Consider the following 20,275-nt stretch of genomic DNA (forward strand, 5'->3'; position numbering starts at 1 on the left):
GGCTGACCGGGCCGGTTCCGTCAGCGCTTCGACGGGGCGGTCTCCTGCGGCAGGACCGCGGCGAAGCGGAGCAGGAAGTCGCGCACCACCATCAACGTGTCGTCGTCGTACGAACCGATCGCCTCGTCGAGCTCCGCGGCACGTGACCCGAGGAACCCACTGCTGCGTTCCCGGGTGAGATCGGTGACGCGGAGGGTGACGACCCGACGGTCCGCGCTCTCGCGGCTCCGCACGATCAAGCCACGCTCCTCCAGTCGGTTGACCAACGCGTTCGCCGCACCCGAGGTCATCCCGATCCGCCGGGCGAGCCGCGTGCCCGTCATCGGCTCGCCCTCGGTCTCCGCCCAGAGGATCTCCCCCAGCGCGACGCCGTCCGAGGTCGGCAGCTCCATCCATGCTGCGAAGTGGAGCGCCGACTCCTGGTACCGGACGGCGTAGTGGCGGAGCGCCTCGAGGGTCTGGGAGCGCAGGTCGGTCATGCGATCGATTCTGCCGCCTTCCGGGCCCCCTGCAGTGTCGGGTAGTGCGGCAGGACGGGGACGTGCTTCTCGCTCGTCAGGAGGTACTTCTGGGCGAAGCCGCGGACCGGACCGAGAGACGCCACCCGGAGCGCCGCCCGCACCGCGCGGACGCCCGCCTTCGACGACGGGTGCAGCAGGCGCGCACCGCCGCGCGGAAGCCCCTGGGCGCTGTCGGCGTACCCGCGGAGCATCTCCTCGTAGCGCGCGAATGCGTCCGGGATCGAGTACCCGTGATCAGCGCCGCCGGCCGGCTCGATCGTCCGTGCGAGTTCCCCGGCCAGGATGTGCGCGCCGACCAGGGACAGCGTCGTGCCCATGCCGGTCGGCCCGGAGCCCCAGGCCGCGTCACCGAGCAGCGCGATCCGGCCCTTGCTCCATCGCGACACCACGACCTGTTCCATCCGCTGCGTGTAGAACTCGTCAGACCGCTCCCTGAACCCGTCGAGGATCCGCTCCGTCTGCCACCCTGCGCCCCGGAAGCGCTCGCGCAGGATCCGCAGCTGCACGTCGACGGGGAGCTGCTCGAAGCCCATCGGCTCCGACTCGAAGGACACGCTGGCCCGGATCGTCCCCTCGTTGTCGGGCCGGATCGACGCGACACGTCCACGCGGCGCCGTGTACCAGTCCCAGTGGTCGGTGTCGCTGCCGATCCGGTCGAGCGTGCCGTAGGCGATGCTGACGCCGTGGTCGCGGTACTCCGTCTCGTCGGCGAACAGGATCCGACGGGTGCGCGAGCTGCGGCCCTCGGCGACGACGACCAGGTCGAACCGCTCCGGAGCGCCGCTGTCGTAGCGGACGTTCACCCCGGTGCCGTCCTGTTCGGCGCCCACGACGAAGTCCCCGTAGCGGCGGTCGATCGTGTCCGGCAGCGCATCGACGAGGATCCCGGCGAACGTGCCCCGCAGGATCTCGATCTCGGCAGTCGGACCGTCCTGGCCCTCGGTCTTCGGAAACGTGGCGTACGGGGTGCCGTGCTCGTCCACGTACCGTGTGCCCGCTTCGCCGGTGAGGTGCTGCATCACCGTGTCGCGGAGGCCCATGCGCTCGAGGACCTCGCGCCCGAGTCCCCGGACGTCGATGTTCTGGCCGGTGGTCCGCTGCTCCGGCGACCGCTCGAGCAGCGTGACATCGAAGCCCGATCGGTCGAGTCCCCACGCCAGCGCGGGGCCCGCGATGCTCGCGCCGGTGATCAGGACGCGTGGGCGGTGGTGCGGCGTGGTCGCCATGGGTGGTCCTCTGCTCGTGGGGCGGCGAGTTGCCGCCTCACGAAGGGTATACCTTCACAGCGATAACACTCCACAGAGAAGATGCTTTCGGGTCCGCGTCGATCGGTGAGCTGTCAGACCAGATCCTCCGCGACGGCAACGAGTGCGCGGGCGGCCGCACCGGCATCGTGGATGTCCGATGCGTCTACCGATCTCGCGCTGTAGGCCGCCTTGTTCTTGACCCGAACGAGCGTCTCGAGGTGCTTCGCGATCGGCCGGTCTGTCGCATCCTGCAGGATCGAGACGCCGTCGTTGTGGCTCGCCCCACTGCTGTACCTTCCGGTCTTGCCGATGCAGATGGCGTCTGCCGCGGCGATCCCTGCGTCGACGCACAGGTCGACGAAGGAGTCGGCATGAGGGGACGTCGGAACCAGGATCCCGTCCTCGGCACCGAACTCGAACAGCGTCTCGGCTGACTCGAGGAAGCCCTTGGCCTTCTCGAGCCGACCGCGCATGAAAGCGTTGTCGCCGTCAGTGGTCGACGGCAGTTTCGGTGGAGTCAACGTGCGGCCTTCCTGAGGTGGGCTTGGAGCCATCGGCGGTCTTCCACGAGGGGAATACCCTCACTCGCGATGGAACCGATGAGCGGGTCATCGGGGCTGACCCCCGAGACGTCGTACACGATGGGGTTCACCTGGTTGCCGGTCCACCGGTGAACGGCAATGGTGAGGTCGTAGATGCGGTCCTCAGCATCCGTCCGCGAAACGGCATCCACGGCGAAGAACAGATCGATGTCGCTGTCCGGTCGCATCGCACCTCGCGCGGCCGAGCCGAACAACGCTGCGTAGCGGACCGGCATCGATGCGATCTCCCCGCGGACCCTGTCGAGGAAGCGGGTACGAGCTCCGGCGACCTCGAGGACCGCCGACGCGAGGAGATGGTCTCGGTTGAGCGCGTACGTGCTCACGCCGCCGATGTCGTCGAACACAACGATGCCCTGCTCCGTCAGACGGTCAAGCACCTTCTTCACGCCGTTTCGCGAACGGCCTCCGGGCACGAGCCGCTGGACCGCGGACACCGTGAAGGGTCGGTCCGACAGGCCGCTCAGCACCATCAGAACGTCACCATCGAGGCCACTCGACAACGCCGCGAACGGGCTCTGCAGCTGCACGACGCCCTCCTCACCTCGGTCATCCAGCATCACTATAGTGACGCGTACATCACTATAGTGATGGGAAGCAACCAGAAGGAACCACTTCCGGGCAATCCCTGGACAGATGCAGCGCACTCGCCCCTGCGGTCGGGTTGCTCGAATTGAGCAGCGAAGATGCGACCAGTCAGCGCGGAGTTGCTCCGCCTCCAGGATTCGAACCCGGACCTAACGGCACCAAAGGCCGTCGTGCTGCCATTACACCAAGGCGGAACGCACCCGGAGGTGCTCCTCCATCCTCCCACGACCGACGAGGCTGGCTGTCCGCTCCGGGTTCGGCCAAGATGGAGGGATGCCGCATGAGGACGAGGTCGATCGCATCGTCGCGGCGTGGGGTCGTGAGCGTGCCGACCTCGACTTCGGCCCGCTCGAGGTGCTGTCCCGCGTGGACCGGCTTGCCCGGCACCTGGACCGCGCCCGGCGGACCGCGTTCGACGCGAGCGACATGGAACCGTGGGAGTTCGACGTCCTGTCGGCCCTGCGGCGCGCGGGTGAGCCGTACGAGCTGAGCCCGAAGACCCTGCTGCAGCAGACCCTGGTGTCGAGCGGCACGATGACGAACCGGGTGGACCGCCTGGCGGCCCGCGGCTTCGTGGGGCGACGGACCGACCCGAAGGACGGCCGCGGCATCCTCGTCTCGCTGACGGGCAAGGGCCGGGTGGCGGTGGACGCGGCGATCGCGGACCTGCTGGCCGCCGAGCGCGACATCCTGTCCGGGGTCTCCGCCGACGAGCAGGGCCAGCTGGCTGGGCTGCTCCGCCGACTCATCCTGGGCCTCGGGGACTGATCCAAAGCGCGACCCGGGCCGAGCGGCCCCGGCGTAGCGTGCGGCGCATGCACGCCATCACCCTCGCCGTCGCCGACGTCGCTCGATCGGCCGAGTTCTACCGCGCCCTGCTCGGCATCGAGGGCAGCGGCGTCATCGGCACCGAGTACCCCGCCACCGAGACGCAGGCCGGCGGCACCACGGCGATGTTCACCCTCGACGACGGCCTGATCGTCAGCGTCTACGGCCGGGACGACATGGCGAAGGACTCCGGAGTGCAGCTGGCCACGGCACCGAGCAGCACGATCGGGCACTTCACGAGCAGTCAGGCCGAGGCCGAGGCGTTCCTCGAACGGGCGCAGGCAGCGGGCGCCACGATGCCGGAACCGCCGTACACACGCCCGTGGGGCATGTGGTCCGGCTTCTTCCAGGACCCGGACGGCCACCTGTGGGAGGTCGTGGCGAACCCCGGCGGCGGGGCGCCCGAGGACGCCACACCGGCGGACAGCGGCCAGGACGCGGTCGACCCCGCGTCGGTCGAGTAACCGACTCAGACCCCGAGCAGCTCAGCGACCTCGAGCCAGCGCTCCTCGAGCTGCTCGACCTCGGCCTCGAGCGCAGCGAGCTTCGCCTGCAGTTCGCCGAGTCCGGCGTAGTCGGACTGGTCGTGCGTCGCGAACTGGTCGAGCAGCTTCTTGCGGTCCGCGCCGACCTTCGCGATCTTCCGGTCGAGCGCCGACATCTCCTTCTCGGCCGTCCGCCGGTCCGCTCCCGACAGGGCGGACGCACCGGCGGCCGTGGACCCGGCCACGGCACCGGCCGAGCCGGTCCCGCCGACGGTGTCGGGCCTCCCGGCAGACGCGGCGGCAGCCGCAGAGGCGGTCCCGCCACCGGTACCGGCCTCGCGCAGACGCATGTACTCGTCGACGCCGCCGGGCAGGTGGCGCAGGTGCCCGCCGAGCACGGCGTACTGCTGGTCGGTGACGCGCTCGAGCAGGTACCGGTCGTGGCTGACGACCAGCAGGGTGCCGGGCCAGGTGTCGAGCAGGTCCTCCATGGCGGCGAGCATGTCGGTGTCGAGGTCGTTGGTGGGCTCGTCGAGGATCAGCACGTTCGGCTCGTCGAGCAGGATGAGCATGAGCTGCAGGCGCCGCTTCTGCCCACCGGACAGATCCTTGACCGGCGTGGAGAGCTGCTCCGAGGTGAAGCCGAGCCGCTCGAGCAGCTGCGACGGCGTCATCTCCTTGCCGTCGGCGACGTAGCTCGTCTTCTTGCGGGCCACGACCTCGCGCACGCGGTCGTCGGCGAACTGCTGCAGGTCGGCGAGCTGCTGGTCGAGGACCGCGACCTGCACCGTCTTGCCGGTCTTCACCCGCCCGCTCGTCGGCTGCAGCCGCCCGGAGACCAGGTTGAGGAGCGTGGACTTGCCGGCGCCGTTCGGGCCGAGGATGCCGGTCCGCTCCCCCGGAGCGATGCGCCACTCGATGCGGTCGAGGATCTGCGTGCCGTCGAACGAGACGCTCACGTCGAGCAGGTCGACGACGTCCTTGCCGAGGCGCGCGGTCGCCGTCCGGGACAGCGCGACGGTGTCGCGGATCGGCGGGACGTCGTCGATCAGGGCGTTCGCCGCGTCGATGCGGAACTTCGGCTTGCTCGTGCGGGCCGGGGCACCGCGGCGGAGCCACGCGAGCTCCTTGCGGGCCAGGTTCTGGCGGCGCTGCTCGATCGTGGCGGCCTGCCGGTCACGCTCGACGCGCTGCAGGATGTACGCGGCGTAGCCACCTTCGAAGGGGTCGACGACGCCGTCGTGGACCTCCCACGTGTCGGTCGACACGGCGTCGAGGAACCACCGGTCGTGCGTCACGACGACCATGCCGCCCTGGTTCGACGACCAGCGGCGGTTGATGTGCCCGGCGAGCCACTCGATGCCCTCGACGTCCAGGTGGTTGGTCGGCTCGTCCAGGAACAGGACGTCCCAGTCGCCGACCAGCAGCCGCGCGAGTGCCACACGACGACGCTGCCCACCGGACAGCTCGTCGACGCTCACGTCCCACGGGATGTCCGAGACCAGACCGCCGATGATGTCGCGGATCTTCGGGTCACCGGCCCACTCGTGCTCCTCGAGGTCGCCGACGACGGTGCTGCCGACGGTCGCGCCCTCGGGCAGGATGTCGCGCTGGTCCAGGTAGCCGATGGTCAGCCCGCGGCGGTGCGTGACGCGGCCGCCGTCCGGCTCGAGGCGCTGGGACAGCAGTGCGAGGAGGGTCGACTTGCCGTCGCCGTTCCGGCCGACGACGCCGATCCGGTCACCCTCGTCGATGCCGAGGGTGACGTTGTCGAAGACGACCTTGGTGGGGAACTCGAGATGCAGGTTCTCGGCGCCGAGGAGATGTGCCACGCGTCAAGGGTAGGTGGCGCGGCGGGGTGGTGGGTGCGGGGCGGGTTGCTGGGGGCGTGCGCGCCTGTTCGAGTGGTGCGAGGTTGCCCGCTCGGTGCGAGCCTGGAGCGGCACACGGAGCGCGCAACCTCGCACCAGTCGACGGACCGCGCACGGTGCGACGGCCTGGAGGCCCGGGTCAGCCCGCGGGGGCTGGCTCGGCTCCGGCGCGGGGCTCGGTCTCCTGCAGGAACGCTCGCCACTGCTTCCGCTTGCTGACGGTCCAGAGCAGCATCGCGAGGAAGAACACGGCGAGGAGCGCGTACAGCAGCCCGAACAACGTCGCCCAGTTGAGCAGGAACTGCGCGAACGCGAACGGCGTCCATCCGAGGGCGAGCCAGAACGTCGATGTCGATTGACCGAGTCGACGGCCGGCGAGTGCGACGAGCGCGGTCCGGTGCTGCGGATCGGCGGGCTGCTGCCCACGAGCCATGCGCTCGATCCGTCGGCGGACGGCACGAGGAAGCCCGAGCATCGGGTCGGACAGCGCGCTCTGGAACTGTCCACCGCCTCGGACGATTGCGGTGACCCAGCAGACCGGGCCAACGATCATGAGCGGGACGATGACGAAGAACACCCAGTCCGGCAGGCCACTTCCGGTCGAGGTCAGCTCGAAGCGCGGCAGGTGTTCGGCGCTCAGCCACCCGGCTGCAACCGCGGCGACGACGGCCAGCACGATCCAGATGACCCGCCGGACCATCGAACGGCGGACACGCGGTCCGACTGGCGCCCCCGCGAGACGGTCCTCCACCTGCTGCCAGGTCTCCTCGGAGACCGTGGCTCCGGCGAACTCATGCGGGGCCGGCGTGGACACGATCAGCTCGCGGGGGCGGTGTCGCCCTCGCCCGCGGCTTCCTTCGCGCGCTTCAGGCGGGCCTGCGCCTCCCAGTACTCGATCTCGCGCTCGAGCTCGGCGAGCTCCTGCTCGGTACCGGTCACGCGCTTCGCACCGTGCGCACTGCGGGCGTCGCCGAGGGTGGCGTACCGGTCCTCGTGGCGGGTGGGCTCGATGTACCGACCGTGGTTGCGTTCGCCCGGAGCCCAGTCGTGGCCGATGGCGAACCAGACGATGCTGCCGACGACGGGGACCAGGATCACGAGGATCACCCACGCGATCTTCGGCAGGCCGCGGATCTGGTCGTCCGTCTTCGTCAGGATGTCGATCAGGGCGAAGACCAGCAGGATGACGGTGATCCCGGGCAGCAAGACGCTCATGTTCGCGATTCTATGGATCCGCTTGGAGTCTCACCATGCCCCGAACGAGCGTCCCGGTTGCGAAGGTGCACAGGGTGGGCGTCGAGGAACCGGCGGGCGAGCACCGCGGACCGTGCGGTCCATGCGAACTTCCCCGCCGTGGCGATGCCACCCGCCACGGCAAACGGCCAGAACGTACCACCGGCGAACGTGATCGCAGACCACACGATCACGAACCCAGCCAGACTGGCCAGTTCGCCGCCGTCGCCCAGTTCGACCGCCCTCGCCTGCACGACGATCCGACGGTCCTCCGGCGCAGCCCGTCGCCCGGTCGCCGCCTCCGTCACGGCGCGCTGTTCGCGTTGCTGTAGCGGCGCGAGCACCGGCGCACGACGAGCTTCCGCGCCGTTCCGTCTCCGGCGGATCAGGACCCGAACGGCGTCGCCGAGACCGATGACGAAGCCCAGTGCGGTGACGACGCCGGCAACTGCGAAGCGAGCGTCCGATCCGGCGGGCACGGCGATCGCCGCGATGCACAGCGCCACCAGCACCAGCCCTATGGCCACGACGAACCCGAGGACCGGCGGGCTGGGTGTCCGGGTCTGCGCGAGGAGCAGGTGCGCACGTTCGTCCGCTTCGGCCCAGCGTCGCCCCGCCGCCGCCCCCTCGGTGTCGGTCTGGGCGGCGGCGGTCACAGCGCCGCGACCCACTCGTCCGTCCCGTCGGTGAACCGCTGGTGCTTCCAGATCGGCACGCGCTCCTTCACGAGGTCGACCAGGGCACCGCACGCGGCGAACGCCTGCGCCCGGTGCGACGACGACACCGCTGCGGCGAGCGCGACGTCCCCGATGCCGAGCGCCCCGACCCGGTGCAGCACGGCGATCCGGACGTCGGGGTGGTCCTCGGCGATGGTCCGGGCGACCTCGGTGATGACCTCGCCGGCACTCGGATGCCCCTCGTAGTCGAGCGCGGTGACGCCCTTACCACCGTCGTGGTCACGGACGATGCCGGCGAAGGTCACCACGGCGCCGTCCTGTTCGGTGGCCACCACGGCTGCGACCTCGTCGACGCTGATGTCGCGGTCGACGACGTCGGCCAGCACGACCCGTGCGGCGGCCTCGGTGGTGCTCACGAGGCGCTCCGCGGGGCGTGGCCCTCGCCGTGCACCTGTGCGACCACGTGGTCGAGTACTCCGTCGAGCACGGCGAGCCCGTCGGACACCCCACCGCGCGACCCGGGCAGGGTGACGAGCAGGCAACCGGCGTTCGTGACCCCGGCGACGCCGCGGGTGAGCAGGGCGGTGGGGCCGGCACCCGCGAGTCCGCGTCGACGGATCTCCTCGGTGATGCCGGGCAGTTCGAGGTCGATCAGCCCCGCCACTGCCTCGGGGGTCCGGTCCGTCGGGGTGACCCCGGTGCCGCCGGTGGTGATGACGACACGTGCGTCGGCCAGGAGTTCGGCGGTGACGGTCTCGGTGATCGCGCCGCCGTCGGGAACGATGATCGGGTCGCTCGTGGTGAACCCGTGGTCGCGCAGCCAGTCGGCGATGAACGGTCCGGTGCGGTCGAGTGCGGGGTCGGCGGCGGCCTGCGTGGACACCACGACGACGGCGGCCCGGCCCCTGATCGGCTCGGCGGTCATCGGTTGCTCCAATCCCCGGAGCGCCCGCCGTGCTTCTCGAGCACGCGGACTTCCGTGATCTCGGCCGCTCGGTCGACGGCCTTCACCATGTCGTACACCGTCAGGGCGGCGACGCTCGCCCCGGTCAGGGCTTCCATCTCGACGCCGGTGCGCGAGGTCGTGCGGACCGACACCTCGATCAGCACGCGGTCGTCGGTGCCGGTGATGTCGACCTGCACGCCGGCGATCGGCAGCGGGTGGCACAGCGGGATCAGGTCGGAGGTCTTCTTCACCGCCATGATCGCGGCGATGCGGGCGGTGCCGACGACCTCGCCCTTGGGCAGCGAGCCGTCGAGGATGCGTGCGACGACGTCGGGACGGGTGACGACGGTGGCGGTGGCGGTGGCCGACCGGTCGGTGACGTCCTTCGCGGAGACGTCCACCATGTGCGCGCTGCCGTCAGCGCGGACGTGCGACAACTCGTCGGTCGGCGTCGGTTCGGACCGCATCTGGTCAGCGGCGGACGGGTCGGTCATCGGAGGCTCCAGACGGTCAGGGGGTCGCCGACCTCGACGGCGTCGACCCCCACGGGGACGTGCACCAGGTGGGTGGCGGCGGCGTAGTGGACGAGCAGGTGTGAACTCGGCCCACCGACGAAGTGCACGGCCCCGTCCTGCACCCGGCCGCGACGGACCTGGTGCTTGCCGACGGGTGAGCCGGCAGCGGACGCCGCCGGCAGGACCTGCGTGGGCCGGTCCGGCGCGAGTCCGACGGCGGCGGCGAGCAGCGGGCGCAGGAACACCTCGAACGAGACGAGCGCCGACACCGGGTTGCCGGGGAAGGACACGACGGGCACGGTGCGACCGGCACCGAACACGACGCTGCCGAACGCCTGCGGCCCACCCGGTTGCATCGCGACCGGCGTCACCGCGAGCCCACGGGGTTCGAGCGCCTGTCGGACGACCTCGTACGCCCCGGCGCTGATGCCCCCGGTGGTCAGCACGAGGTCGGCCCAGTCCCCCACGGCCGCGTCGAGGGCCCGGTCGAAGGCAGGGACGTCGTCGGGCACCCGGACGGCCCGTGAGTCCGCACCGACCTGGGCCAACGCGGCCCGCAGCGCGATGCCGTTCGCGTCACCGATGGTCGCCGCGTCCGTGTCGGCGCCCTGCAGCTCCGAGCCGGTCGACACGACGAGGACCCGCAGCGGTCGGCGCACCGACACGGTCGTCACCCCCGCAGCGGCCAGGGCCCCGAGCAGCGCCGGCGTGACCGCGGAACCGGCCGGAGCGAGCTCGGCACCGGCGGGCAGGTCGCTGCCGGTCACCCGCACGAACGTGCCGGCGGTCAGGTCGGCGGGCACCGTCACCCGGGGCAGCTCGAGCGCCGCCGGGAACGCACCGGGCTCGGTCGCCTCGACCGGGAACACCGCGTCGGCACCGGTCGGGATCCGCGCGCCGGTCATGATCGGCGCTGCCGTGCCGGGCTCGAGCGGCTCGGGCACGACGCCGGCCGGGATCGGATCGACGACCCGGACGGCCTGCCCCGCGTCCGCGGCCCGCACGGCGAACCCGTCCATCTGACTGTTGTCGAACGGCGGTAGCGGAACGGGCGACAGGACGGCCGCCGCGAGCACGCGGTGAGCAAACCCGGCACCGGCACCGGCGAGTTCGCCGATCGACAGTTCTTCTGCTCCGAGGCCCGCCACCACCGGCGCGAGCAACGCCGCCAGGTCGTCGCGGTGCTGACCGATCGTTCGCACAGGTGCCTCCGAACAGGGGGTTGGTGGCGCCGCTCCCGGTTCGCCCGGTGGCGCCGTCAGTAGCGTATCCAGCGCGCAGCCCGCGCCGACGACCAACCGGAGGACCTGTGGAGAACGACGAAGCCGTGACGATCGGTGTCATCGGAGGCTCCGGCCTCTACCAGCTGTTCGAGGAGGGCACCGCCGACGAGCTCGACGTCCCGACCCCGTTCGGCCCGACGTCGAGCCCGATCAGCATCGGCACGATGGCCGGACGACGGGTCGCGTTCCTGACCCGCCACGGCCGTGAGCACTCCGTCGCCCCGCACCGCATCAACCACCGTGCGAACGTCTGGGCGCTCCGTTCGCTCGGCGTCCGCGCGATCGTGTCCTCGAGCGCCGTCGGCGGCCTGCACCCCGACTACGCCCCGGGCACCTTCGTCGTGACGGACCAGCTCATCGACCGCACCTGGGGCCGCGCCGGCACGTTCTTCGAGGACGACGTGCAGCACCTGTCCTTCGCCGACCCGTTCGACCCGACGCTCCGCCGCGCGGCGATCGACGCCGTCGCCGGACTCGACGTGCCGTTCCGTCCGACCGGCACCTGCGTCGTCATCCAGGGTCCCCGGTTCTCCACCCGCGCCGAGTCCGTCTGGCTCCGCCAGGCCGGCGGCCACACGATCAACATGACGATGACGCCCGAGGTCCCGCTCGCCGCCGAACTCGGCATCGCGACCGTGAACCTGTCGTTCGTCACCGACGCCGACGCCGGCCTGGCCCCGACCGAGGACGAGGCCGCAGCTGCCGCCGCAGCCGCCGCCAACAGCGGCCCCGACGTCGACGACGCCGGAGCCGTCGTCACCCACGCCCTCGTCATGGAACGCCTCGCCCGCGCCAACGAGGTCATCGTCCGCGCCATCGGCCAGATCGTCGCCGCGATCCCCGCCGACTTCACCCCGCGCGAACTCATCCCGACCAGCGCGAGCGCCAGCATCATGCAGGCCCAGCCCGCCTCCACCACCACCACCACCACAGGCCCCACCGCATGACCCGCCTCCTCGTCACCGGCGGCGCCGGCTTCATCGGCTCCGCGATCGTCCGCCGCGCCCTGGCCGACGGCCACGAGGTCCGCGTCCTCGACTCCCTGCGCGACGACGTGCACGGCGACCCCGCCGAAGTCATCCGCGCCCACCAGCAGCAGGGCATCGCGTTCGTGCACGGCGACGTCCGCGACCGGGTCGCCCTCGACGCCGCCCTCGACGGCATCGACGTCGTGTGCCACCAGGCGGCCAAGGTCGGCCTCGGCGTGGACTTCCAGGACGCCCCCGACTACGTCTCGTCCAACGACGCCGGCACCGCCCACGTCCTCGCCGGCATGGACCGGCACGACATCGGCCGGCTCGTCGTCGCCAGCTCGATGGTCGTCTACGGCGAGGGCGCGTACACCACCGCCTCCGGCGAACCCACCCGTCCGCCAGCCCGCCGCCGCGAGGACCTCGACGCCGGCCGCTTCGACCCGATCGGCCCCGACGGTCAGCCCCTGCTGCCCGGCCTGATCGACGAGTCCGCCGCGCTCGACCCCCGCAACGTCTACGCGCAGACGAAGGTCGCGCAGGAGCACCTCGCCTCGAGCTGGGCCCGTGCCACGGGCGGCCGCGCGATCGCGCTCCGGTACCACAACGTCTACGGACCGGGCATGCCCGCGAACACCCCCTACGCCGGTGTCGCCTCCCTGTTCCGCTCGGCACTGGCCCGCGGCGAGGCACCCCGCGTCTTCGAGGACGGCGCCCAGCGACGCGACTTCGTGCACGTCGACGACGTCGCCGGCGCGAACGCTGCCTCCATCGCGGCGACCGCCGACCTGCCGTCGGACACGTTCCGCGCGTACAACGTCGGCTCCGGCACCGTGCACACCATCGGAGACATGGCCGCCGCGATCGCCGGACCCGACGGCCCGCAGCCGGTCGTCACCGGCGAGTACCGCCTGGGCGACGTCCGCCACGTCACAGCGAGTTCGGCGCGCATCGCCGCCGAGCTCGGCTGGCACGCCGAGGTCGACTTCGAGGCCGGCATGCGGGACTTCGCGACGGCTCCACTCCGCAGCGCCGTCCGCTAGCCGGAACGCGTGCGCGAGCAGCGCACCGCTGGCCGTGCCTGAGAGCGCGACCAGCCACCGGACGGGAGGCCCGTGACGGCGCCGCCCCGCGCCTCCCGTCCGCAGTCCCCTCCCCCAGGGCCACGCGAGACGCCGTCGTGTCGGCACCACGCCCCCGGGTGCGCGAGACGCCGCCCCATTCGGCGGCGTCTCGGCAACACGACGGCGTCTTGCGACACCCGGAACGCGCGACGCGCGCGCACCCTGTCCCCCGTTCTGGGGACCGTCCGCGAACCGGACGCGCTGAACGACCAGGACCCGGCAGTTTCCTGTACCCCGCAGCGCGTCGTCGTGTTGTGTCGAGTGCATGCCAGGACAGACCCGTCGATCCGACCGACCGCACCGAATGACGGACATGACTGTCGACGTGATCCTGCCGTGCCTCGACGAGGCGGACGCCCTGCCGAAGGTCATCGCACGGCTCCCCACGGGCTACCGGGCCATCGTCGTCGACAACGGATCGACCGACGGATCGGCCGACGTCGCCCGCGCCCACGGTGCCCTCGTGGTGACGGAACCCGTCAAGGGCTTCGGTTCGGCCTGTGCCGCCGGGGTCGCCGCGGCGACCGCCGACTTCGTCGCCTTCTGCGACGCCGACGCCTCGATGGACCCCGCCGAGCTCCCGCCCCTGGTCGACCGCGTGGCCAGTGGCCGGGTCGACCTGGCACTCGGCCGCCGCGTCCCGACGGGCCGCGGTGCGTGGGCTCCGCACGCACGCTTCGCGAACCGCGTCCTCGCCGTCCTCATGCACCGCGCGACCGGCTACCGTCTGCGCGACCTCGGCCCGATGCGCGTGATGCGCCGCGAGGACCTCGTCTCCCTCGACCTGCGCGACCGCCGCAGCGGCTACCCGCTCGAGATGGTCCTGGCCGCGCACGCCGCCGGCTGGCGCGTCGACGAGTCGGACATCGGGTACGCGCAGCGCATCGGCGACAGCAAGGTGACGGGCACGCTCCGCGGCACGATCAACGCGGTGCGCGACATGTCCCGTCTGCTCCGTGCGTACCGCCGGGAGGCCCGTGTCCGGGTCGTGGCACCGGGACCGCTCCGCCAGTCGGCCGAGTCCACCCCCGTGGTCGAGGAGGCCCGCTCGTGACCGCCGACCCCACCCACGTCCACGCCGGCGACGCTTCGCGCACCGACGTCACCGTCGCCGTCGTGGCGAAGGAGTGCCTGCCCGGCAAGGTGAAGACCCGGCTGACGCCGGCGCTCTCCCCCGAGGGCGCCGCACGCGTCGCGTCCGCGAGCCTCGCCGACACCCTGGCGACCGTCCGCGCACTGCCCGCGGCACGCCGGGTCCTGTTCTTCGACGGCGACGTCGTGCCCGCCGCGGCCGACGGGTTCGAGGTGCTGCACCAGCCCGGTGGCGGCCTCGACGAGCGCCTCGGGTTCCTGTTCGACGCCGTCGACGGTCCGCTGCTGCTCGTCGGCATGGACACCCCGCAGGTGTCCACCGCGGACCTCGCCCCGGTGTTCGACGACGCCGCCCGCGATGCCTGGTTCGGCCCGGCCGAGGACGGCGGCTTCTGGTCGCTGTACCTCCGACAGCCCACCGGCGACCTGCTGCGCGGCGTCCCGATGTCGCGCGACGACACCGGAGCCGTGCAGCTCGCACGCCTGACCGACGCCGGACTCGACGTGGGCGTGCTCGGCGAGCTGCTCGACGTCGACACCATGCCGGACGCCGAGCGGGTCGCCGACCTCGCACCCGACTCCGACTTCACCCGGGCACTCCGTGCCGAGACCGTGGGGAGCACCCGATGACCATGCACGCACCCGTCTCGTTCGGTGCCGGCGGCGGTGAGCCGTACGCCCGTGCGCTCCGCACCGACGGCCACCTGCGCCTGACCGACGCCGACCGCCCCGACGCCGTCACCACGATGGACGTCGGCCGCTGGAGCGCCGCCGCCGACCGTGTCGACCGCTCGCTGCTCGACGACGTCGACGGCGGGGTCATCGACATCGGCTGCGGCCCCGGCCGGATGCTCGTCGCCGCACGCTCCCGGGGCATCCCGGCGCTCGGCGTGGACGTCTCCGCCGAGGCCGTCGCCATCGCGCAGCGCTCCGGCGGCACCGCCCTGCAGGGTTCCGTGTTCGACGCCGTGCCCGACGAGGGCCACTGGGACACCGCGCTCGTGATCGACGGCAACATCGGCATCGGCGGCGACCCGACAGCCCTGCTCGCCCGCTGCCGCGAGATCGTACGAGCCGGTGGCCGGGTCATCGTCGAGACGAACCCCGAGGTCACGGCCGACCGCGTGTACACGGCCCGGGTGGTCGACGCCGACGGCAACGAGAGCGCTGGGTTCCCCTGGGCCGAGGTCGGCCTCGACGCCCTGCACCGGCACGCGGCGGAAGCCGGACTGGTCGCGCGGCAGAGCTGGACGGCCGAGGGCCGGAACTTCTGCGAGCTGCTCGCCTGAGGCTCCGACACGCGCTTGTTTTGCATGATGCAAGACAAGCGCGTAGAGTGGTGGTCATCCAGCCGACGGCGTCGCGGTCGCCGGCTCGGTGACCTGCGGACCTCGGCACGACGACGAGGAGCACCCATGCAGAACCGTCAGAACCCCCTGGGCGGCGCCTACGTGACCGGCCTCGAGACCCGCGCCGAGCTCGGCGCCTTCACCGGCGACGCGACCCGCAGCCTGATCGGCAGCTACACCGGCACCGGCATCGGCCGCGCACTCGGCCGCTTCGTCGACACGCAGTTCCGCCGTCCCGGCACCGCGACGTCCTCGACGCGCACCGTGACCGGCTCGTTCCGCACGGCGACGGGTTCGTTCCGCACCGCCTGAGGCACCTGCCTCCAGAGACCGCGAGCGGTCGTCCACCCCGGGGGTCCCCCCTCAACCCGGGTGGGGCGGCCGCTCGCTCGCGTTCCCGGCCTCTGGTGCACTTCCCCCGAACGCGCCAGGGCGGCCGATGCCAGGATGGACGCATGAACGACCGCGCCGGCACCCCAGCGACCGCAGACGACCTCGTCGACCTCGACGAGCTCCTCGCCGCCTACCACGACCGAGTGCCCGACGTCTCGGTCCCCGAGCAGAAGGTCGTGTTCGGCACGTCCGGACACCGCGGGTCGTCGCTCGACACCGCCTTCAACGACACCCACATCGCCGCCATCACGCAGGCGATCGTGGAGTACCGCCGCGACCAGGGCACCGACGGGCCGCTCTTCATCGGCCGCGACACCCACGCGCTCTCGGCCCCCGCCGAGCAGACCGCGCTGCAGGTCCTCGCCGCCAACGGCGTCCGCGTGCTCGCCGACAGCGAGGACGGTTTCGTGCCGACGCCCGCGCTGAGCCACGCGATCATCCGCTACAACCGCGCCGGCAACCCGGACACGGCCGACGGCATCGTCATCACGCCGAGCCACAACCCGCCCCGCGACGGCGGCTTCAAGTACAACCCGCCGCACGGTGGTCCCGCCGACAGCGACGCCACGAGCTGGATCGCGAACCGGGCGAACGCGATCATCGAGGGCGGCAACGCCGAGGTGCAGCGCACCGAGGACGCCGAGCCCGAGCGCTACGACTTCCTGAACACGTACGTCGCCGACCTCGAGAACATCATCGACATCGCCGCGATCAAGCGTGCCGGCGTGAAGATCGGTGCCGACCCGCTCGGTGGTGCCTCGCTGCCGTACTGGAACGCCATCCGCGACCACTACGGCCTCGACCTGACCGTCGTGAACCCCGAGGTCGACCCCACGTGGGCCTTCATGACGCTCGACTGGGACGGCAAGATCCGGATGGACCCGTCGAGCCCCTCGGCGATGGCCTCGGTACTCGCCCGCAAGGACGACTTCGACGTGCTCACCGGCAACGACGCCGACTCCGACCGGCACGGCATCGTCACGCCCGACGGCGGGCTGATGAACCCGAACCACTACCTCGCGGTCGCGATCGAGTACCTCTACGCGCACCGGCCCGAGTGGCGCGACGACGCCGCGATCGGCAAGACCCTGGTGTCGTCGAGCATCATCGACCGCGTCGCCGAGTCCCTGGGCCGTCGCCTGTGGGAGGTCCCGGTCGGCTTCAAGTGGTTCGTCCCCGGCCTGATCGACGGCTCGGTGGCCTTCGGCGGCGAGGAGTCCGCGGGAGCGTCGTTCCTGCGCACCGACGGCACCGCGTGGACCACCGACAAGGACGGCATCATCCTGGCGCTCCTGGCGTCCGAGATCGTCGCCGTCACCGGCAAGACCCCGTCGCAGCTCTACGCCGAGCTGACCGAGCGCTTCGGTGCGCCGGTCTACCAGCGCGTCGACGCCGCGGCCTCGAAGGAGCAGAAGGCGCGCCTCGGCAAGCTCGACGGCGACGCCATCACCGCGGAGACCCTGGCCGGTGACCCGATCACCGCGAAGCTGTCGAAGGCCCCGGGGAACGACGCAGCCGTCGGCGGCGTGAAGGTCGTGACCGACAAGGCGTGGTTCGCCGCGCGACCGTCGGGCACCGAGGACGTCTACAAGATCTACGCGGAGAGCTTCGTCGGGCAGGAGCACCTCGAGCAGGTGCAGCGCGAGGCCAAGGAGATCGTCGACGCAGCACTGGGCGCGTAGCGCCCTCGTCGGACGGGCTGCGGGTCTCGGACACCGCAGCCCGTCCGCCGGAACCGAGCCGGGCCTCCAGGCCGTGTGCCACCGGGGCCCACTGGGCGTACCGTGACTGCCGATCCACTCAGGAAGCCGTCTCGGTGCGACCGAGCACTTGCGGCAGTTGTAACTTTGCAGGCAGCGCAAAAATCGTTCTGCCAGCGCATCGGTACTCGGGAGACCCTGCTCATGACCCAGACGGCGACCGCACCCGCGGCCCCCACCACGGCGTCCAACGTCGTGATGAACCACCGACAGATCCTGTTGGTGATCTACGGCCTGATGGCCGGCATGTTCCTCGGTGCCCTCGACCAGACGATCGTCGGCACCGCGATCCGCACCATCGGTGACGACCTGCACGGGCTCGACCAGCAGGCCTGGGTCACCACCGGGTACCTGATCGCCTCGACGGTGACGACCCCGATCTACGGCAAGCTCTCCGACATCTTCGGACGTCGGCCGCTCTTCATCACCGCGATCGGCATCTTCATCGTCGGTTCGTTCGCGGCGTCGTTCTCCGACTCGATGCTCATGCTCGCCGGGTTCCGTGCGCTGCAGGGCCTGGGTGCCGGTGGTCTGATGTCCCTGCCGCTGGCGATCATGGGCGACATGCTCGCCCCACGCGAGCGGGCGAAGTACCAGGGCTACTTCCTGGCGGTCTTCGGCATCTCGTCCGTCATCGGGCCGCTCGTCGGTGGCGTCTTCGCCGGCGCGGACCAGCTGCTGTTCATCGCCGGCTGGCGCTGGGTGTTCCTGATCAACGTGCCGATCGGCATCATCGCTCTGTTCATGGTGCTGACGTTCCTGCACCTGCCGAAGTTCGGCGACCGAGGCAAGCCCCGCATCGACTGGTGGGGTGCCACGCTCGTCATCGTCACGCTCGTGCCGCTGCTGCTCATCGCCGAGCAGGGCCGTGAGTGGGGCTGGGACTCCCCCGCCGCCTTCGCCTGCTACGCCATCGGCGCCCTCGGCCTGATCGCGTTCATCATCGTCGAGCGAGCCATGGGCGACGACGCGATCCTGCCGATGAAGCTGTTCGGGTCACGGGTGTTCTCGATGTCCGCGATCCTGTCCGTGCTCGTCGGCTTCGGCATGTTCGGCGCGATGCTGACGATCCCGCTCTACCTGCAGATCGTCAAGGGCGTGACCCCGACCGAGTCCGGGTTCGCCATGCTGCCGATGGTGCTCGGCCTGATGATCTCGTCGATCGCCTCCGGCCAGATCATCTCGAAGACCGGCAACTACCAGGTCTTCCCGATCACCGGAACGGCGTTCACGGCGATCGGCTTCACGGTCCTGACGTTCCTGACCGCCGACCGGCCCCTGTGGTTCCTGATGCTCGGCATGTTCGGCATCGGGCTCGGACTCGGGCAGCTCATGCAGACGCTGACCCTGGCCGCGCAGAACTCGGTCTCGCCGCGGGACATCGGTGTCGCGACGAGCGCGGCGACGTTCTTCCGTCAGATCGGCGGCACCATGGGCACCGCCGTCCTGCTCTCCGTGCTGTTCACCCTGATGCCGACGAACATCAGCGCCGCGATGCAGAACGAGTCCGACCTGAAGAGCGCGCTCAACGCCGCGATGACGCCCTCGGTCGCGAACGCCTCGAAGAACCAGGGCGTGATGGACGAGATCTGGACGAAGATCGTCGACCCGGTGCAGAAGAACGTGCAGGACGGTCTCGACCAGGGCACCGCGCAGGCGAAGCAGGCCGCCGACGCTGCCGTGACCAAGCAGGTGACCGCAGCCGTGCAGCGGCAGGTCGCCGCGGGCACGGTCCCCGCCGCCGCAGCGGACACGATCATCGCCCAGCAGGTCGACGACGCGAAGCCAGCAGCCGAGCAGCAGGCGCTCGAGACGGCAGCCACGAAGGCGAACGCCTCGGTCGTCGACGGCACGCTGCAGATCGACTACTCGGACAAGGGGCAGCGGGAGAACGTCGTCGACCAGGTCGCCCCGACGCTGATCAAGCAGCTCAAGAGCGGCGACTCGGCCGCGAGCTCCTCCACCGACTCGGCGACGAGCGACACGTCGTTCCTGAACGGGGCGGACCCCCGGCTGAGCCGTCCGTTCCTGGTCGGGTTCAGCGACTCGGCCGTCCGTGTCTACTACGTCGGCCTCGCGGTGATCCTGCTCGCGTTCGTGCTGACGTGGTTCTTCCGGGTGCCGCCGCTCCGCAAGACCTCGGCGCTGCAGGAGCAGGCCGATGCCGCACGCACCGCTGCCGGAGCGGGGTCGGACGGGAGCGCCGCTGCAGCCGCTGCCGCCGCCGCACCTGGGGCTGGTCCGGTGCCGACGGGGTCGGCGTCTGCCTCTGCCGGCGTGCCGACCTCGCCCGACGTGCCGACCTCGCCGGACGTGCAGCCTCGGTCTGCCCGCGCCGCCGGGGCGTCGGACGTCTCGGTGCTGCCGCACGGGGTCGACGACACCCGTGCGCCGCTGCCGAACGCCACGACGCATGGTGCGCACTCGGCGGCTGCGCCGGTCGACGAGCCCCCGACGACGACCGGTGCCATCCGGACCCGGGCTGCCCACGCCGCCCCGGTCGTGGAGCCGGACGCCCCCGGGGCCGGAGCCGACGCGGCGGAGGCGAGCCGGGCCTCCCGGACGGACGCTGACGACGCTGGCGACGCGCACGCGCACGGGCGGCACTCGGCCGAGTAGTCGGCGCGGGCGCTGGCTCGGTGTGTGTGCATGTTCCGACGATCCACGCGTCGAACGACTCGTGGATCGTCGCAGCATGCACCCGCATCGTGTGCGTGTGCATCTTCCGACAGAACGCGCGTCGAACGACTCGTGGATTGTCGCAGACCCCGCCCCCCTCAGACGGCCGACCCC

At 71.4% G+C, this 20,275-nt stretch carries 22 protein-coding genes and 1 tRNA gene; 10 read left to right on the top strand and 13 right to left on the bottom strand.

What is annotated here, in order from left to right:
• Window positions 1-20: 20 nt before the first annotated feature.
• The 5 genes from DEJ01_RS17065 to DEJ01_RS17085 form a co-directional block, all read right to left on the bottom strand.
• Window positions 21-479, bottom strand: coding sequence for a MarR family winged helix-turn-helix transcriptional regulator (locus DEJ01_RS17065; RefSeq protein WP_220038707.1), 459 nt, complete (start codon window positions 477-479; stop codon window positions 21-23).
• Window positions 476-1,747, bottom strand: a complete 1,272-nt coding sequence (locus tag DEJ01_RS17070; protein ID WP_111093689.1) for an FAD-dependent monooxygenase — start codon at window positions 1,745-1,747, stop codon at window positions 476-478. The genes DEJ01_RS17065 and DEJ01_RS17070 overlap by 4 nt, the downstream gene beginning before the upstream one ends.
• 113 nt (window positions 1,748-1,860) lie before the next feature.
• Window positions 1,861-2,241 (bottom strand): hypothetical protein, encoded by a 381-nt coding sequence (locus DEJ01_RS17075; RefSeq protein ID WP_111093690.1) that lies wholly within the window; start codon window positions 2,239-2,241, stop codon window positions 1,861-1,863.
• A gap of 44 nt (window positions 2,242-2,285) precedes the next feature.
• Window positions 2,286-2,897, bottom strand: coding sequence for a nucleotidyltransferase family protein (locus tag DEJ01_RS17080; RefSeq protein ID WP_181433366.1), 612 nt, complete (start codon window positions 2,895-2,897; stop codon window positions 2,286-2,288).
• Between the two features lie 180 nt (window positions 2,898-3,077).
• Window positions 3,078-3,149: transfer RNA gene (locus tag DEJ01_RS17085), tRNA-Gln, on the bottom strand.
• Between the two features lie 79 nt (window positions 3,150-3,228).
• On the opposite strand from DEJ01_RS17085, the gene DEJ01_RS17090 reads away from it, so the two are divergent.
• On the top strand, window positions 3,229-3,723 hold the full coding sequence (locus DEJ01_RS17090; RefSeq protein WP_027465090.1) for a MarR family winged helix-turn-helix transcriptional regulator: 495 nt from the start codon (window positions 3,229-3,231) through the stop codon (window positions 3,721-3,723).
• 47 nt (window positions 3,724-3,770) lie between these two features.
• Window positions 3,771-4,247 (top strand): VOC family protein, encoded by a 477-nt coding sequence (locus tag DEJ01_RS17095; RefSeq protein WP_111093691.1) that lies wholly within the window; start codon window positions 3,771-3,773, stop codon window positions 4,245-4,247.
• 5 nt (window positions 4,248-4,252) lie between these two features.
• On the opposite strand, the gene DEJ01_RS17100 is transcribed toward DEJ01_RS17095, so the two are convergent.
• The 8 genes from DEJ01_RS17100 to glp form a co-directional block, all read right to left on the bottom strand.
• Entirely contained in the window at window positions 4,253-6,100 is a 1,848-nt protein-coding gene (locus DEJ01_RS17100; RefSeq protein WP_111040183.1) for an ABC-F family ATP-binding cassette domain-containing protein, read from the bottom strand.
• 178 nt (window positions 6,101-6,278) lie between these two features.
• The gene (locus DEJ01_RS17105) at window positions 6,279-6,953 is read right to left on the bottom strand and encodes a hypothetical protein (protein WP_111093692.1); all 675 of its coding nucleotides are present in this window, start codon (window positions 6,951-6,953) and stop codon (window positions 6,279-6,281) included.
• A 2-nt stretch (window positions 6,954-6,955) separates the two neighbouring features.
• Window positions 6,956-7,354: a PLDc N-terminal domain-containing protein gene (locus DEJ01_RS17110; protein ID WP_042537802.1), complete on the bottom strand. Its 399-nt coding sequence runs from the start codon at window positions 7,352-7,354 to the stop codon at window positions 6,956-6,958.
• Complete coding sequence (locus DEJ01_RS17115; RefSeq protein WP_146247659.1) at window positions 7,351-8,028, bottom strand: hypothetical protein; 678 nt, start codon at window positions 8,026-8,028, stop codon at window positions 7,351-7,353. The genes DEJ01_RS17110 and DEJ01_RS17115 overlap by 4 nt, the downstream gene beginning before the upstream one ends.
• The gene (locus DEJ01_RS17120) at window positions 8,025-8,465 is read right to left on the bottom strand and encodes a molybdenum cofactor biosynthesis protein MoaE (RefSeq protein WP_111093694.1); all 441 of its coding nucleotides are present in this window, start codon (window positions 8,463-8,465) and stop codon (window positions 8,025-8,027) included. Before DEJ01_RS17120 ends, DEJ01_RS17115 begins: the two co-directional genes overlap by 4 nt.
• Window positions 8,462-8,974, bottom strand: a complete 513-nt coding sequence (locus DEJ01_RS17125) for a molybdenum cofactor biosynthesis protein B (protein ID WP_181438495.1) — start codon at window positions 8,972-8,974, stop codon at window positions 8,462-8,464. Before DEJ01_RS17125 ends, DEJ01_RS17120 begins: the two co-directional genes overlap by 4 nt.
• Window positions 8,971-9,489 carry a cyclic pyranopterin monophosphate synthase MoaC gene (gene moaC / locus DEJ01_RS17130; protein ID WP_111093695.1) on the bottom strand — a complete coding sequence of 173 codons (519 nt, stop codon included), beginning with the start codon at window positions 9,487-9,489 and terminating at the stop codon, window positions 8,971-8,973. Before moaC ends, DEJ01_RS17125 begins: the two co-directional genes overlap by 4 nt.
• Window positions 9,486-10,712, bottom strand: a complete 1,227-nt coding sequence (glp, locus tag DEJ01_RS17135) for a gephyrin-like molybdotransferase Glp (protein ID WP_111093696.1) — start codon at window positions 10,710-10,712, stop codon at window positions 9,486-9,488. The genes moaC and glp overlap by 4 nt, the downstream gene beginning before the upstream one ends.
• A 107-nt stretch (window positions 10,713-10,819) precedes the next feature.
• On the opposite strand from glp, the gene DEJ01_RS17140 reads away from it, so the two are divergent.
• The 8 genes from DEJ01_RS17140 (at window position 10,820) to DEJ01_RS17175 (ending at window position 20,101) form a co-directional block, all read left to right on the top strand.
• Window positions 10,820-11,740: an MTAP family purine nucleoside phosphorylase gene (locus DEJ01_RS17140; RefSeq protein ID WP_111093697.1), complete on the top strand. Its 921-nt coding sequence runs from the start codon at window positions 10,820-10,822 to the stop codon at window positions 11,738-11,740.
• On the top strand, window positions 11,737-12,807 hold the full coding sequence (locus DEJ01_RS17145; RefSeq protein ID WP_111093698.1) for an NAD(P)-dependent oxidoreductase: 1,071 nt from the start codon (window positions 11,737-11,739) through the stop codon (window positions 12,805-12,807). The genes DEJ01_RS17140 and DEJ01_RS17145 overlap by 4 nt, the downstream gene beginning before the upstream one ends.
• A gap of 385 nt (window positions 12,808-13,192) precedes the next feature.
• Window positions 13,193-13,942 carry a glycosyltransferase family 2 protein gene (locus DEJ01_RS17150; RefSeq protein WP_111093699.1) on the top strand — a complete coding sequence of 250 codons (750 nt, stop codon included), beginning with the start codon at window positions 13,193-13,195 and terminating at the stop codon, window positions 13,940-13,942.
• Window positions 13,939-14,610 carry a DUF2064 domain-containing protein gene (locus tag DEJ01_RS17155; RefSeq protein ID WP_111093700.1) on the top strand — a complete coding sequence of 224 codons (672 nt, stop codon included), beginning with the start codon at window positions 13,939-13,941 and terminating at the stop codon, window positions 14,608-14,610. The genes DEJ01_RS17150 and DEJ01_RS17155 overlap by 4 nt, the downstream gene beginning before the upstream one ends.
• Window positions 14,607-15,269 carry a bifunctional 2-polyprenyl-6-hydroxyphenol methylase/3-demethylubiquinol 3-O-methyltransferase UbiG gene (locus tag DEJ01_RS17160; RefSeq protein WP_071406012.1) on the top strand — a complete coding sequence of 221 codons (663 nt, stop codon included), beginning with the start codon at window positions 14,607-14,609 and terminating at the stop codon, window positions 15,267-15,269. The genes DEJ01_RS17155 and DEJ01_RS17160 overlap by 4 nt, the downstream gene beginning before the upstream one ends.
• 126 nt (window positions 15,270-15,395) lie before the next feature.
• Window positions 15,396-15,641: a hypothetical protein gene (locus DEJ01_RS17165; protein WP_111093701.1), complete on the top strand. Its 246-nt coding sequence runs from the start codon at window positions 15,396-15,398 to the stop codon at window positions 15,639-15,641.
• A gap of 143 nt (window positions 15,642-15,784) precedes the next feature.
• Window positions 15,785-17,404: a phosphoglucomutase (alpha-D-glucose-1,6-bisphosphate-dependent) gene (pgm, locus tag DEJ01_RS17170; RefSeq protein ID WP_111093702.1), complete on the top strand. Its 1,620-nt coding sequence runs from the start codon at window positions 15,785-15,787 to the stop codon at window positions 17,402-17,404.
• Between the two features lie 222 nt (window positions 17,405-17,626).
• Entirely contained in the window at window positions 17,627-20,101 is a 2,475-nt protein-coding gene (locus tag DEJ01_RS17175; protein WP_111093703.1) for an MDR family MFS transporter, read from the top strand.
• The last annotated feature ends 174 nt before the right edge of the window (window positions 20,102-20,275 follow it).

The organism is Curtobacterium sp. MCLR17_040, assembly GCF_003234735.1.
GTDB lineage: Bacteria > Actinomycetota > Actinomycetes > Actinomycetales > Microbacteriaceae > Curtobacterium > Curtobacterium flaccumfaciens.